Origin of the sequence: Sorangium sp. So ce836, assembly GCF_028553905.1 — a bacterium.
Classification (GTDB): domain Bacteria; phylum Myxococcota_A; class Polyangia; order Polyangiales; family Polyangiaceae; genus Sorangium; species Sorangium cellulosum_D.
This window is the reverse complement of the sequence record NZ_CP102233.1, coordinates 1195566-1210583: the sequence shown is the minus strand read 5'-3', so window position 1 is coordinate 1210583 and position 15018 is coordinate 1195566. Positions and strand designations below refer to the sequence as shown.

Here is a 15018-nt window from a genome sequence, read left to right as displayed (position 1 = left end):
CGCAGCATTGCTCCGGATCCCACGGGATGTCGTCGAGACCCATCTTCCGCACCCACTTCCGCTCCCACTCCCCCAGCCCGCTCAGGCTCGGGCGCCTACGGGAGGGAGGCAGGTCGTCTCGGCTGGACTTCCGGCGCATCGGCATGGCGCTCCTTCGGCATCGCCAATTCTGCCGAGATCGGAAGAGCCCGCCAAGGGGTTTCTTCCACAAATTGATGCTCTTTCGGTAGTTTGCGTTCAACGATGTCTATTTATCAGGGAATCGTACGGCAGCGATCGCTTTCCGCGGTCCTCCGGGAGCGTAGTTCCCGCGGATCCTTCGCGATACCTCGCCACATCTCGGAATGCACCTTCCCTCCGATCGCTCTTCATGTGCTCGCCACCAACCTCTCCCTGCCCCCTCCACCGCGGCGCGAGCGGCGCTCCGACGACGCCGCCCGCTGTCTCATCGCTCGCGCACCGAGACTCCTGCTCCGCTGCCCCTACGGCTTCGGCGCCTGCGTTCTCCGCAACGTTGCTGCTTCCGCTGGGCTCCCCCGCACCCGCTGTGCCGGGCATTTGCATCGTCTGCCCTTCCTGCCTCACCGCCTCGCCCCGGTGCGCGATCGCCGGCGACGGCCCGCCGAGACCTCCTCCTCCGGGGCCGCCGGTGCCTCCCTGGCCTGCCTGACCGCGAGCGCACGCGTTCTTCGACCCGCCGACACCCATGCCGCCGACCCCGCCGGCTGCGCCCGGCGCAGATCGCCATCTGCGCCTCCTCTGACTCCATTGCCCGCCTTCAGCGCGCAGTCCTTCAGCGCCACCTTTCCCTTCACGCTCGCCAGCGCGAGACTCGCTCCGCCGGCTCCACCGCCTTGCCCCGGCAGCCCGCCGCAGCCGCCGACTCCGCCGCTGCCGCCGCTCGCTCCGGCTCACCATCGCTCACCACCACGACGTCGACACCATCGACCCGCGGCTCCGGTAGCACAAGCGCCATCGTTAGCGTCACTTCCGGCTTCCCTGCCTTTGCTGGCCTCACCTCCTGCCTGCACCACGCAATTCGCGCTGGTGTACACAAGAGAAGAGAGAGCACCACAAGGATGCCCACCCCCTGCCCATGCTCGACCCTTCGGGCCCGCGCGCGGTCCGCCCCTCCCACGCCCCGCGCGCGACGGGAGTGGTTCCCGGAGCGCCGGCGACCCTCGCGTCAGCGCTGCGGCGCATCCGCCCGGCCGCAGCCATGGCCGCTGGCTCTCGCAGAACACAAAAGCGATCTGCTGCCGGGCTGCCTTCAGCGACCGTCGGATAATATCCGCTCTCGCGGCCCGACGCAGAAGGGTTCAGCAGATCCTCGGTCCGTCCACCCGCGCCCTGGGCATTCCACGCTGTGGTGGAGAAGTTGTAAGCGCCGAGCAGCCCACCGTGCCGCGTTTCCGCGACAAAGCAGTCCCTACCACCCCGGCGCGGGGTGCGTCCACTTAATTCTTGTTGTCTCCTTCAGCTCAGCAGCTCACGCCCATTGCTCTCGTTCTCCGGCCGATTGCATTCCGTTGAGCTGTCCAGAATTGCCACGCGACGATACCGCGCTTCTCACTGCCCGCAGCTCGCATTGGCGGTGAAGTCCCAACATTCTCCGCTCTCACCCGCACCGCCGGCATTGCCGCGCGGCGCCGTGCTGCCTCCGTCGCCGGCTGTGCCCCCCATGAAGCTCTTCAGCGCAACTGTTGCGCTCGGCGCCGCGGCGTAGGCGATGCCCACCGCATGGCCTCCTCGACCGCCCGCACCGGGGCCGCCCATTCCGCCTTGGCCGCCATCGCCACCTCGGCAACCGATGGATCCACCGAGGGGCGAAGCGGCACCCCCAGTCCCGCCACTGCCCCCAGCGGCACCGCCTCTTCCACCGGCGCCATCCCCGCCCTTCCCTGCCTTGCCCACCGCGACCGTCACCTCCGTCAGCACAAGCTTCGTCCCCAGGCTCACGATCCCGATGCTCGATCCGCCGGCCTTCCCGCCGCCGCCTCCCTTGCCGCCGCAGCCGCCGGCTCCGCCACCGCCACCGCTCGCGCCGGGGCCCTCAACGGTGTTCGGACCGGCCGGGCAGAACAGCCCCGCCTTCGCGCCCCCGCCCCCGCCTCCCCCTTGACCTTTCTTCCCCGTTAGGCCGTTGTCGCCATCGCCGCCGGCGATGCCGGCCAGCGTCAGCTGCGTGTCGCTGTCCGCTTCGCCGGAGTCGCCGGCAGATCCAGGCGCGCCGGGCTGTCCCTGCCGGCAATTACCGCCAGTCTGCCCTACGCCGCCGAGACCGTAGTCCTCCGGGTTCGGCTCCGGCAGCGGCGCCCCGTTCTCCCCGGGCTGCCCATTGCCCTCGTCGGTGCCCGCAATCCCACCGAGCCCACCGGCGCCGCCGCGCGTATCGCCGTCCTCGCACATCGTCACGCCGGGATCGCCGCCTCGAACTGCCGCGGGTAAACCGCACGCACTCGACGGCCGCGTCTGCTCCGTGTCTGGCGCGCTCGCTCCCGCCTGCGGCGCCTCCATCGGCGTCTCGCCGTTCGCGCCAGGCATCCCATCGCCCGCAGTCACGTCCACCTGCGCCAGCTCCGCCTCGATGTCCGCCACGGCCACGCCGATCGACGACCCGCCCGGCTCCGTCGCGCTCGCCGCGCTGACCGAGAAGCTCCGCACCTTCGCCCCGAGCCCCACCACGCTCGCCGCCCCCAGCGCGATCACCGGAACCCAGCTCCTTTGCTGCGGCGGCGATGCCGGCTCCACCGACGCCCCAGGCGCCAGCGCTGCCGCAGGCGCGCCGGCGTGCGCGCTCGACGCGCCCGTGCCTCCGTCCGTCTTCACGACCGGCGCCGTCGCCTGCGCCTCGCTCTTCGCCAGCGCCATCGCCAGCGTCACTTCCGCCGTCCCTCCCTTGGCGACCTTCACCGTCTGGCTCGCCGGCGCGTACCCTTCCAGCCTCGCCTCCACCCGGTGCTCGCCCGGCTCGACGAACACCTCCCCCTCCAGCGGCGCCTTCCCCACGGCCTTGCCGTCGATCAGCACCTCCGCCCCCGGCGCGCCCGCCGTCACCGCCAGCGCTCCCACCTGCGCTCGCGACTCCGCCAGCCGTTTCTCCGCCGTCGTCTTCAGCTTCGCCGCCGCTTTCATCAGCGGCCAGTGCCGCAGCGCATGCGACAGGTACTGCGCTGCTTCTCCGTGCTTCTTCAGCTGGTACTTCGTGTTCCCGAGGTTGTACGCCACGTCGAACGTCGGGTTCAGCTCCCACGCCGACTGAAGCTCCGCCTCCGCCTCCACGTATTTTCCGTCCGAGTACAGGCGCAAGCCTCGTCGATAAAATGCATCGGCTCGCGCCGCTGCATCAGCGCTGGCCGAGGCTTCCCGCGGCGCCACGGGCTGTGCGGCAGCGATCTCCGGGGCGACAATCACGGTCGCCGCAGTGAATAACAGAGCAAAGGATCGGCAGGTCATCATCATGGCTCCACGCGGTTTCACTCCATCACATCATCGGCAAGCGGCCGCTCGGTAGGCACGGGTGCCGCCGGCGCCTACGGCGGGCGCGGCGCCGCACCCACCGGCCGCGCAGGCACCGTCGGTGCAGGGGCAGGCGGCTCGCCCTCGGTCGCGACATCGTCAAGGCTCGGCTCGGCCTCCGCCGGCGGCGTGGGCGCGACCGGCGCCGGCAGCTCCGAGGCTGCCGGCTGCGCCATCGCGCTCCGCGCCGGCGCCCCGCTCGACGGCGGCGCTGGCTGCTGCTCCTTCGGCGGTGTCGCTCGCAACAAGAGCGCCGCCAGCACGAACGGCATGCTCACCGCGAACACCGTAGGTACTGCCGGACGTCGTCGCTGTCCTTGTTGCTGCCCATCTCGAAGACCTCTCTCCTCAGCGACTAAAACGGCCTGCACCCGGCCGCCGCGCGCGGCCCCGCCGGCTTCGCGCCCCCTGCATCCGCAGGCGCCGCCTTCTGCCCCGGCGCCGCCTTCTTCCTCTCCTCCGACAGCACCCGCAGAAACGACGGCTTCTGTCGCTTCGGCATCGGGTAGACGTCCTCCTCATCCTCCACCTCCGCTGGCGCCGTCCTCACCGGCGCCGCCTTCTCCGACGGCGGCTCCCTCGCCCGCAACGGCTCCCTCGCCGGCGGTTGCTCCTTCGCTGAAGGTGCCTCCGCTTCCGCAACCGCTTCGGCCTTCGCAGGCGTTCCGGCCTCCACAGCCCCCTCGGCCGTGCTCACCGCGGCCGCCTGCGGCTCCGGTGCTGCAGGGGCCGCCACCGGCGCCGACGCGGCGGCGCTCGCCGCCGGCGCCGCGCTCGTCGACATGCTCCCGGCCGGCGCCGCGGAGGCCGCCGGCTCTCCCTCTGCCTCCTCCGGCGCGGCCCCCCTCATCGCTCGGATCCCCAGCGGCGCTCCCACGCCCAGGATGAGAGAGAGAAGAGAAAGAATTAGAGGCGAGACATGATGCCCACCCCCGGTCGGTGCTCGGCGCTTCGCGCCTGCGCGCCGCCCGCCCCTCCCAAGTCCCGCGCTACGCGCGGGACGGGAGGGGTCCCCTCGCCACAGCCCGCCGCCCTCCCGTGCTGACGCACCGTTCCTCCTCATGAGTTCCACCGCTCAGCTGTCGCCCACACGCGCCAGAATGCACGTCACGTGCTCGGGGTCTCCGTGCTCATGAGCGCAGTCCATCAGCAGGCTCGCCGCGAGACGCAGCTCATGGTGCGCGGCAAGGATGCCACGGATGCGGTGCTCGGGCACCGAGCCCCACAGGCCGCCCGAGCACACGAGGAAGATGTCGCGCGGCTCGGTGCGCTCGACCTGGGCTTTCGTCTGCACCGCCGCCTCGCAACCGAGCGCACGAGTCGCCGCATTCGCATGTTGGCTCAACACGGCCATCGCGTCCGGCGAGACGGTCCCATCCGACACACCACCGTCGAGCACAGCGTCATCACACGTTCGCTCCTCCAGCGTCCCGGAACGAAACCGGTAGACGTGCATGTCGCCGATATACGCCATGTACGCCGCCCCCGGCGCGAGCAGCACACCTGCGAAGCTCGTGGGCACGCTGTGCCGCTCCGGTTCCGGGCACTCGCCCCCGGAGCGACTGCTGCTCGATCGACGCGGGCTCATCATGAGCCGTACCTCGTCCCGGCATTGCGGCGCAGCTATCCCACGAGCACAAACGTCGTCCACGCTGTCTACCTCGACAGCTGGGTGCACCATCTCAATGGCTGTGCGGGAGACGGCCTCTCCGCCGGCCCCATCGGCGACCAGGAACAGCCCCAGGCAAGGCAATGTACCAAAGGTCTCCTCGTTGCTCGTACGACGCCTCGACACAGGGGCTTCCGCTCCTGCCTCGATGGCGAGCGTTGGGCACACCATCATCCACCTCGCACGCTCGTCCCAGGGACGAGTCCCAGGGACGAGCTGAGTCAGGGCACACCACGCCCGTGGTGCGCCGAACCCTAATCCGTAGCCCAGCGTACAGCGCGGCCGCCGTGTGCGGTCAGCGCGCCTGGGCCGTTAACGCCCGCTCGCTCGATCCGGCGCCCTAGCGACGGCGCCTTCGCTCAAGAATCCTTGCACTTGGAGCGTGGCGAGCGCACGAGCTTCAGCTGCGTCTGCTTACCGCCGCCCTTGCTCCGCCCCTTCGGACCGCCCACCGCGGGTGGGGTCTTCGCCCAGCCAAGGCCCAGCAGCAGCTTCGGTCGGCTCCCCGACGGCGGCGCAACCTCCTCCACCGCCTCGCCGCGAGCCGCTCGCTCCGCGAGGCAGTGCTCGCAGCATCGCTCCGGATCTCACGGGATGTCGTCCAGACCCATCTTCCGTACCCACACCCGCTCCCACTCCCCCATCCCGCTCAGGCAGGGACGCCTACCGGAGGGAGGGACGTCGACTCCGCGGGACTTTCGGCGCGTCGGCATGGCTGCTCTTTCGGATCGGGCAGCACTGATTCTGCCGATGCCGGAAGAGCTCGCCAAGCGGTTTCTTCCAAAAATCAGTGTCCTTTCACCGGCTTACGCTCAACAATTTCGATTTGTCACCAAATCCGACGGCAGCGTTCACTTTCCGCGATTCTCGCTGGAAACGAACTTCCTCCGGCGCCCGCTCGACACCTCGCCCACACCTCGGGATACACATCTCCCTGCGATCGCTCCTCACGCGACCACCAGCACCTCTTCCGCCCTCACTCCGCGGCCGTGCGAGCGGCGCTCTCGACGACGCCGCCCGCTACCTCACCGCTCGCTCACGGAAACGCCTGCTCCGCCGCCCTTACGCCGTCGACCCCGGCATTCTCCTCAACGTTGCTGCTTCCGCCGGGTCCCCCGGCGCCCGCTGTGCCGGGCATCAGCATCGTCTGCCCTTCCTGCCTCACCGCCTCGCCCCGGTACGCGATCGCCAGCGACGAGCCGCCGAGACCTCCTCCTCCGGGGCCGCCGTTGCCTCCCTGGCCTCCCTGACCGCCAGCGCACGCAGCTTTGGAGCCGCCCATTCCCGTGCCTCCGACTCCGCCGAGGCCGCCGATCCCGCCCGGCTGCAGGTCGCCGCCCGCGCCTCCCTTGCCTCCGTTGCCCGCCTTCAGCACGCAGTCCTTCAGCGTCACCTTCCCCTCCACGCTCGCCAGCGCGATGCTCGCTCCGCCAGCTCCACCGCCTCGCCCCGGCAGCCCGCCGCAGCCGCCGGCTCCACCGCTGCCTCCGCTCGCTCCGGCTCCTTGCACAGCACCGGGGCAGATCGTTGCGCCGCCCTTCGCGCCGCCGCCTCCGCCTCCGCCTTGCCCAGGCTTGCCCGCTTTACCGGCCCCGCCGCTCACGCCCACGTAACCTGACGAGTTCAGCGTGCCGGGGCCACTCGCGGCCTGCCCGGATTCGCCGGAGGAGCCGTTCGCTCCAGCATTGCCCCCACCTTTACTCGCGTCGCCAGGCGTCACCCCGCAACTCCAGTTCGAGCCGGTTGTCGCTGGCTCCCCAGCACCACCTTGCCCCTCGATCCCAACTTGACCAATGTCGCCACCGCCGCCGTTGGTCACATTGCCGTCACCACCACGGCCGCCGATCGACGGATCCCCGCCGCACGCGTTCACCACCTGAGCGCCGCCGGGAATCGCAAGATCCGGCACCTGATCGCCATTCAGATCGCTGCACGCATTGGCTCCGGCGTTTCCAGGTGACGCCTGCGCTGGCATCTCGCTCGGCGCATCCTCTCCCTCCGCGCCATCTGCCCCGTTCCCGGCGACCAGCTCGCACCGCACCAGTTCCGCCTCCGCGCCATCAACCAGCACCGCGATCGACGACGCTCCCGGCGTCTGAGCATTCGCCGCGTACACCGACACGTCCTCGATTCTCACCGTGCCCTCGCCCTGCATCACCTTCAGCGCGATTGCCTCTTCGCCCGGCGCTACGACCGTCCTCGCCGTCTCGCCGATCCATCGCCACCCCTTCGCGCAGTCGAGCCCGCCGAAGATCGACATGCCCGCGGGCACCTCCGCCGCCTCCGCAAACTCCTCCGCGCATGCGTACACCGCGCTCCCCTGCTCCGCCGCCGCCCGCGCCATCGCCACGCTCAACGTTTTCACGGGATCCGCCTTGGTCCCGACGGCATCATCGTTGCCGCTCGCCGACACGAACACGCCACACGCGTCCCCAACTGCCTCCGCGTTCTCGCTCGGCACGCAGCTCGGTGGCGTCCCGCCACCACTTCCAGCTTGAACGAAGTAGTCGCACGTCAACATCCGCTTGCAGTCCCCTGTCACATCCAGCCACAGCGCATCACAGCCCGTGGCCATGATGGCGGTCGCCACGGTCGCCCATACTCGCTGCTTCGTTTGGAATCTCATCTTCTTCTCTCTCGGGCTCGTTACCAAACGCCGAGCAGGGCGATCCCTGCGCTATGGGCACCCACCTCGGGCAACACGCGCACCGGCGCCGCTATCCGCGCCTCCGGACGAGGCCACAGCGCATAAGTCACCGCGGCGACGGCAAGCACGCCCGATGCGGCAAACGCTATTCGTGCCGCGTTGCCCAACGTTTCCTGCCGCGAGCCGGCGTCGTACAGCTTCGAGCATCGATCGGCGAACGCGCTCGGTGGATCCTTGCACTGTCCGCCTGCGTCGATGATCGCGCGCCCCTGCGCGTCGACGTCACGGCTCGCAGCATTCGATGCCACCGTCGTCCCGATCCCCACGCCGAGCCCCACCACGCTTGCCGCTCCCAGCGCGATCACCGGACCCCAGCTCCTTTGCTGCGGCGGCGATGCCGGCTCCACCGGCGCCCCAGGCGCCAGCTCTGCCGCAGGCGCGCCGATCTGCCCGCTCGGCGCGCCCGTGCCTCCGTCCGTCTTCACGACCGGCGCCGTCTCCTGCGCCTCGCCCTTCGCCAGCGCCATCGCCAGCGTCACTTCCGCCGTCCCTGCCTTGGCCACCTTCACCGTCTGGCTCGCCGGCGTGTACCCTTCCAGCCTCGCCTCCACCCGGTGCTCGCCCGGCTCGACGAACACCTCCCCCTCCAGCGGCGCCTTGCCCACGGCCTTGCCGTCGATCAGCACCTCCGCCCCCGGCGCGCCCGCCGTCACCGCCAGCGCTCCCACCTGCGCTCGCGACTCCGCCAGCCGTTTCTCCGCCGTCGTCTTCAGCTTCGCCGCCGCTTTCATCAGCGGCCAGTGCCGCAGCGCATGCGACAGGTACTGCGCTGCTTCTCGGTGCTTCTTCAGCTGGTACTTCGTGTTCCCGAGGTTGTACGCCACGTCGAACGTCGGGTTCAGCTCCCACGCCGACTGAAGCTCCGCCTCCGCCTCCACGTATTTTCCGTCCGAGTACAGGCGCAAGCCTCGTCGATAAAATGCATCGGCTCGCGCCGCTGCATCAGTGCTGGCCGAGGCTTCCCGCGGCGCCACAGGCTGTGCGGCAGCGATCTCCGGGGCGGCAATCACGGTCGCCGCAGTGAACAACAGAGCAAGGGATCGGCAGGTCATCATCATGGCTCCACGCAGTTTCACTCCATCACATCATCGGCAAGCGGCCGCTCGGTAGGCACGGGTGCCGCCGGCGCCTGCGGCAGGCGCGGCGCCGCACCCACCGGCCGCGCAGGCACCGTCGGTGCAGGGGCAGGCGGCTCGCCCTCGGTCGCGACATCGTCAAGGCTCGGCTCGGCCTCCGCCGGCGGCGTGGGCGCGACCGGCGCCGGCAGCTCCGAGGCTGCCGGCTGCGCCATCGCGCTCCGCGCCGGCGCCCCGCTCGACGGCGGCGCTGGCTGCTGCTCCTTCGGCGGCGCCTCTCGCAACAAGAGCGCCGCCAGCACGAACGGCATGCTCACCGCGAACACCACAAGCACGACCATCAACCACCTCGGCATCCACGGCCGGCGCTTCGCGGTCGCCGGCGCGCTGGCCGGCGTCTTCGGCGTCGCCACCGGCGGCGGTGTGATCGGCAGCAACGACGACGGCAGCAGCGACTTGTCGATCGGCGGCAGCGTACGGTCCGCCCACTGGCTCGGCGCCATCGCCCCCTGCTGCGCAACCGTACTCCGTGGAACCACGGCACCGGGCATCGCCGCTCCCAGCGGCGCTGCCGCGCCACCGTACAGCGGCACCGCCGCTCTGGGATGCGCCGCCGCTGATGCGTGATGCGCCGCCGCTGCGCCCTGCTGCGCCGCCGCTGCTGCGTGATGCGCTACCGCCGCTCCTTGACGCGCTACCGCTGCGCCCTGTTGCGCCGCGGCCCCCGGCAGCGGCGGCGGCCCCACCGCGCCGTGCTGCGCCCCCACCCCCGGCAGCGGCGACGGCCCCTGCGGCGCCGCTTGTTGCCCGTGGGGCACCGCCGGCACCACCGGGAATTGGAACAGCGGCTGCCCTGTCGGCTTCTGCTGCTGCATCTCGGACAGCGCCCGGTCCAGCTCCGGGTTGTTCAGCGCCTGCTGCAGCTTCCGCTCCGCTACCGCCGGATCCGCCTCGCGCCGGATGCTCTCCAGGTCCGGCAGGTACTGCCGGACGTCGTCGCTGTCCTTGTTGCTGCTCATCTCGAAGACCTCTCTCCTCAGCGACTAGAACGGCCTGCACCCCGCCGACGCGCACGGGCCTTTGGGCTTCGCGCTCCCTGCATCCGCAGGCGCCGCCGTCTTGGCCGGCGCCGCCTTCTTCTTCTCCTCCGACAGCACCCGCAGAAACGACGGCTTCTGCCGCTTCGGCATCGCGTAGATGTCCTCCTCGTCCTCCATCTCCGCCGGCGCCGTCCTCACCGGCGCCGCCTTCGACGGCGGCGGCTCCTTCGCCGGCGGTTGCTCCTTGGAAGGAGGTGCCTCCGCTTCCGCAACTGCCTCCGCCTTCGCGGGCGTGCCGGCTTCCCCGGCCCCCTCGGCCGTGCTCACCGCCCCCGCGCTCGCCGTCGCCTCCGGCGCGGGTGCGGCGGGGACCGGCGCCGGCACCGGCGCAACGACGCTCGCCGCCGCCGTGCTCGCCGACACGCTCTCGGCCGGCGTCGCGGTGACCACCGGCGCTCCTGTCGCCCCCTCCGGCGCGGCGCCGCTCATCGCTCGGATCCCCAGCGCCGCCCCGACGCCCACCACCGTCATCACCAGCGCCAACAGCGGCGCCAGCACGTACACGCGCGTCGCTCGCTGCGGCTGCACGAGCATCGCCGCCGGCGTCCTCGGCGCCTCTCTCTGCAACGACCCAGGCGCTTGCGCGCTCGGCGCCGTCACCGAGCTCGGCGCCGCCGGCGGTCCTGCGACCAGCGGCGGCAGCGATGCCGCTCGCTGCATCTCGGTCATCGGCAACGGCGGCGTCGCGTACTGCGCCGCAACCTCCCGCGGCTGCGGCATCACCTGCGGCGACGTCGCCTCCGGCGGCGGCGCCGGTGCGGCTCGTTGCGTCTCCGTCACCGGCAACGGCGGCGGCACGTGCCGCTCCGCAAGCGCCCGCAGCTGCGGCGTCACATACGGCGACGTGACCTCCGGCGGCTGCTGCGTCGGCACCGCTCGCTGCGCTCCCACCTCGGGCGGCGGCGCCGCCGGGTACTGCGCCGCGGCTCCCGGCAGCCCCGGCGCCCCTCCTCGCGCCGCCGCCCTCTCCGCCCACGCCCCCGCCAGCACCGCCGTCGTCTCCCGCGGCGCCGCGCTCCCGCGCATCCCCGCGCTCCCGCGCACCGGCAGCGGCGGCAGCGTCGGCGGCAGCGGCTCCGTATACCCCACCCCGCGCCCGCGCGGCACCCGCGACGCCGGCGCGAACGGCAGCGCGCTCGCCGGCGCCACGAATTGCTCCAGCGGCGCCGTCTCCCCGTGCACCCCCCGCCGCGTCCTCTTCTTCTCTTCTTCTCCCTCGCTCCCCCGCTCCATCCCGCCCCCCTCTCCCTCGCCCTCGCCGCGCGCCTCCTCCGCCTCTCCCGCCACCGGCGCGCTGTCCTCCTCCATCTCCACCCCGGCGAACGCCGCCTGCCGTTCCGCCTTCATCCGCTCCTGCGCCAGCCGCTGCGCCAGCACGTGCCCCGCCGGCACCGTGTCCCTCAAGAGCCCCCGCAGGTCCCGCGCCACCTCGTCGAACCTCGGATACCGCTCTTCCCGGTCGATCGCGATGCAACGCGCCACCACTGGCCACACGAACTCGGGGCAATCCGGCACAAGCTCGTGCACAGGCTCAGGCGCCGCCACAAGATGCCCCGTCAGCGTCTCCTCCGCCGTCGCCGGCTCCCCGTCGTCCAAAAACAGGTGCTTGCCCGTCAGCACCTCGTAAAAGATCGCCCCGAACGCGTAAATATCCGTCCGACCGTCCGGCCTCGCCCCCTCCCCGCGCTCCGCCTTCTTCGACGTCCCGTACAGCATCTTCACCTGCTCCGGCGAGATGTACCTCACCGTACCCACGTCCGGCAGGTCGTCCGTGTTCATCCCCCCATCGGCGAACTTCGCTATCCCGAAGTCGAGCAGCCACACGTGCCCCTTCGCGTCCCCCTTCGCCCCTACCATGATGTTCTCGGGCTTCAGGTCGCGGTGCCATATCCCCTTCGAGTGCACGAACGTCATCGCATCCGCCACCTGCAGCATCACGTGCATCGCGCTCAAGAAATCCAGGCGGTAGATCTTGTTCAGCACCTTCCTCAGCGTCCGCCCCTCGAGGTAGTCCATCACGATGTACGCCACGTCGTCCGGCGACACACCGGCCTTCCTCATCCTCACGATGTTCGGGTGCTTCAGCTTCGGATAGAACTTGCACTCCTGCCGGAACCGCCTCGCGAAGTCCTCTCTCCTCACGTGCCGCGGCGACATGCACTTGATCGCCACGACATCCTCCGAGTAGTCCTCCACCGCCTTGTACACTTCCCCCATCCCACCCGCGTCGATCACCTCCGTGATCCGGTAGTCCAGGAACACGTCCCCGGCCTTCAGCGCCTCACGCGCCATCACCACACCCCCAGGCCGCGCAGGAGCAGGGCCGCGATCAGCGAGAACACCACCGTGCTCGCCGCGGTCAGCGCCGCGAACAACCGCGCGTCCACCGGCGCCGCCCGTTCCGCCTCGCCCGGTGCCGCGCACGCGCGGGCCCCCGCCCCGCCGGTGCCGTCCGGCATCGCCTCGAACCACGCCCCGATCTCCGGCGTCCACGCTGCCCCCGCCTCCCCTCCGCCAGCCATCGCCCCCTTCGATGCCCGCTCTGCCGCCGCCGACAACGCCGCCCGCTCCGCTCCCCCGGTCCCCGCCACCCCCGCCACCCCCGCCACCCCCACCCGCGCGCTCCCTCCTGCCTCCCCCAGCTCCGCCGCGATCCGCCCCAGCTCCTCCGCGAACGCCTCGGCGCTCTGGAACCGTTCCTCCGGCCGCTTCGCCAGCGCCCTCAGCACGGCCCGGTCCAGCGCCGGCGGGATGGGCTGCGCGGCGCGCCGCGACGGAGCCGCCGGCGCCTCCAGCACGTGCGCGCGGAGCACCTCCAGCGCGTCGTCCAGGTGAGCGAACGGCCCGTGCCCCACCAGAAGCGTATACATCAGCAGCCCAACGGCATACACGTCCGCCCGCGCGTCGACCGGCTGGCATCGCGCCTGCTCCGGCGAGGCCGTTCGCGGGGTCCCGACGAGCAACCCGGCCTCGGTCGGATACGCCGGCCCCGCCAACGGAAAGGGCCGCTCCGCGCCCGCCGCGCCCGCCGCGCCCGCCTCGACGCCCCCATCGAGCACCTTCGCGACCCCGAAGTCGAGCAGCTTCACGACGCGCCCGCCGCCCGGCGCCGCCGACCCCGGCGCGCACAGGAACACGTTGTCGAGCTTCACGTCGCGGTGCACGAGCCCGACCCGATGCGCCGCCGCGAGCCCCGCCAGCACCTGCCGCACCAGATCGAGCGCCTCGGCCACCGGCAACGCCCCCCGCCGCGCGACCTCCTCCCCCAGCGTCCCGCCTTCGAGCCGCTCCATCACGAGGTAGGGCCGCCCTGCCGGCGTCCGTCCCAGGTCGAGGACCGCCACCACGTGCGGCGACGACACCGCCGCCAGCGCCTGCGCCTCGACCCGCAGCCGGTCGGCGAACCGCGGATCCCCGGCGAGCGCGCGGCGGACCAGCTTCACCACGACCCGCTTCCGGAGGGCGCGGTGCTCCGCCTCGATCACCTCCCCCATGCCCCCGCGCCCGAGCCGCCGGAGCGCCCGGTACGGCGTTCCTTCCAGCTCGTCCCCCCCGCCGCGGGGAGGCCCTGCGCTGCCTGACGTGAGGCGTGCCACCGGCGTGGTCTCCTGAAGGGGAAATCACGAGCACGGGGCCGGTTCCGACAGAGAAAATGCACCGGCGCGGTCGATTGTCGAAAAGCAGCGTCGATTCACGTAGTTGCCTGGCCACGAACGCCCGCGCATCCGCCCCGGCCCGCGCCCGCCGCTGCCGCGCCCGCCCGGGCGGCGCAGAAAAACGACGGGGGCGTCGCTTTCCCTGTCCGAACCGGTCCGCCGATGGTGATTTGAGAAGAGGAAGGATGAAGGGGCGCCGCGCCGCACGCGGGGTCCCGCCACGCGAGGCCCCATGACGCACGAAGCCCCCGAGCGCGACGACCTGGACAGGACGGGCGACGTCGATCCCCTCGTCGATGCCTGTGTCGCCGACGCGCTGAGCCCTTACCTCGGGGCGCTCTCGCCCGAGGAGATCGAGGACTACCGCAGGCTCCTCGAGGTCTTCATCACGACACACCCGGCGTCGATGCCGCTCTACGATCGCTTGCGGGCGAGGCCTCCTGTCCTGTCCGAGAGCGGCGAGGTGGCCCGCGAGGGCTCGGGCGCGAAAGGGGCGATGGCGACCCCGGCGGCGCCGGAGCGCGGCGACGGGACCTTCGGTGGGCGGCGGTGACGGGCAGCCAGCGTCCACCTCCCTCTCCTCCGGATCATGAGCGCGTGCTGGAGGCGCTCCCGATGGCGCGCCACGTCGCGCGGACGACGGCGCGGGTCTACGGCGTGAGGACGCGACAGGGCCTGGAGGACTGCGAGCAGACGGCCTATCAGGCGCTCCTCGAGGCGAGCCCCGGATACGACGCGGCGCGCGGCGTCCCGTTCGGCGTTTATGCCTGGAAGCGGGTGGCCGGCGCCGTCATCCGGCTGCTCACGCGCGAGGCGTCGTTCCGGCGCGCCGGCCTCGGCGCCGCGCTCGACGCGGCCGAGTCGATGCGCGACGCGAGCGATCCGTTCGGCGACGGCGACGCCGACGCCTTGAACCAGCTCAAGGACCAGTGTCGCGCGCTCGTCTTCGCGCGCTTCGTCGCGGGCGCGGGCGAGCGGCTCCGGGCGCACCCCGAGGACACGGTGGCGCGCACCCAGGCCCTCGAGGCGCTCCGGACGGCGCTCCGCGGCCTCGACGAGCGGGAGGCGCGCCTCATCGAGCTCCGCTACTGGCAGGACCTCTCCTGGGCCAAGGTCGCCGCGGCGCTCGGCGTGCACGAGAAGTACGCGACGCGCATGGACGAGCAGCTGCGGAGGCGGCTCAGGGGCGATCTGCGGGCCAGCGAGGTCGACGGGCCGCCGCCGAGCGAGGGGGGCTGAGCATCGATCGACGCGAGTCCGCAGAGTCCAACAGCGTGTCCGAGCAAGCCGA

General features: G+C 71.7%; 11 protein-coding genes. 2 read left to right on the top strand and 9 right to left on the bottom strand.

The window, feature by feature from the left end; genetic code table 11:
• Nucleotides 1-1569: 1569 nt before the first annotated feature.
• From NQZ70_RS04560 to NQZ70_RS04520, 9 genes are all read right to left on the bottom strand, one after another.
• Entirely contained in the window at nt 1570-3309 is a 1740-nt protein-coding gene (locus NQZ70_RS04560; RefSeq protein WP_129573115.1) for a PEGA domain-containing protein, read from the bottom strand.
• Nucleotides 3310-3533: 224 nt separating this feature from the next.
• Nucleotides 3534-3797: a hypothetical protein gene (locus tag NQZ70_RS04555; RefSeq protein ID WP_129573114.1), complete on the bottom strand. Its 264-nt coding sequence runs from the start codon at nt 3795-3797 to the stop codon at nt 3534-3536.
• A gap of 77 nt (nt 3798-3874) precedes the next feature.
• Nucleotides 3875-4069, bottom strand: coding sequence for a hypothetical protein (locus NQZ70_RS04550; RefSeq protein ID WP_207217742.1), 195 nt, complete (start codon nt 4067-4069; stop codon nt 3875-3877).
• 525 nt (nt 4070-4594) lie between these two features.
• A complete protein-coding gene (locus NQZ70_RS04545) occupies nt 4595-5041 on the bottom strand; it encodes a PP2C family serine/threonine-protein phosphatase (RefSeq protein WP_237245026.1) in 447 nt (148 codons plus the stop codon).
• A gap of 1183 nt (nt 5042-6224) precedes the next feature.
• On the bottom strand, nt 6225-7448 hold the full coding sequence (locus NQZ70_RS04540; protein ID WP_207217741.1) for a PGRS family protein: 1224 nt from the start codon (nt 7446-7448) through the stop codon (nt 6225-6227).
• Between the two features lie 386 nt (nt 7449-7834).
• A complete protein-coding gene (locus NQZ70_RS04535; protein WP_237245024.1) occupies nt 7835-8971 on the bottom strand; it encodes a PEGA domain-containing protein in 1137 nt (378 codons plus the stop codon).
• Nucleotides 8968-9990 carry a hypothetical protein gene (locus NQZ70_RS04530; protein WP_129573113.1) on the bottom strand — a complete coding sequence of 341 codons (1023 nt, stop codon included), beginning with the start codon at nt 9988-9990 and terminating at the stop codon, nt 8968-8970. The genes NQZ70_RS04535 and NQZ70_RS04530 overlap by 4 nt, the downstream gene beginning before the upstream one ends.
• A 24-nt stretch (nt 9991-10014) precedes the next feature.
• The gene (locus NQZ70_RS04525; RefSeq protein WP_237245023.1) at nt 10015-12363 is read right to left on the bottom strand and encodes a serine/threonine-protein kinase; all 2349 of its coding nucleotides are present in this window, start codon (nt 12361-12363) and stop codon (nt 10015-10017) included.
• Complete coding sequence (locus tag NQZ70_RS04520; RefSeq protein WP_129573111.1) at nt 12363-13667, bottom strand: serine/threonine-protein kinase; 1305 nt, start codon at nt 13665-13667, stop codon at nt 12363-12365. Before NQZ70_RS04520 ends, NQZ70_RS04525 begins: the two co-directional genes overlap by 1 nt.
• Before the next feature lie 292 nt (nt 13668-13959).
• Here NQZ70_RS04520 and NQZ70_RS04515 point away from each other — a divergent pair, with 292 nt between their 5' ends.
• Nucleotides 13960-14280: a hypothetical protein gene (locus NQZ70_RS04515; RefSeq protein ID WP_129573110.1), complete on the top strand. Its 321-nt coding sequence runs from the start codon at nt 13960-13962 to the stop codon at nt 14278-14280.
• A gap of 44 nt (nt 14281-14324) precedes the next feature.
• Nucleotides 14325-14966: a sigma-70 family RNA polymerase sigma factor gene (locus NQZ70_RS04510; RefSeq protein WP_129573109.1), complete on the top strand. Its 642-nt coding sequence runs from the start codon at nt 14325-14327 to the stop codon at nt 14964-14966.
• Nucleotides 14967-15018: the final 52 nt, after the last annotated feature.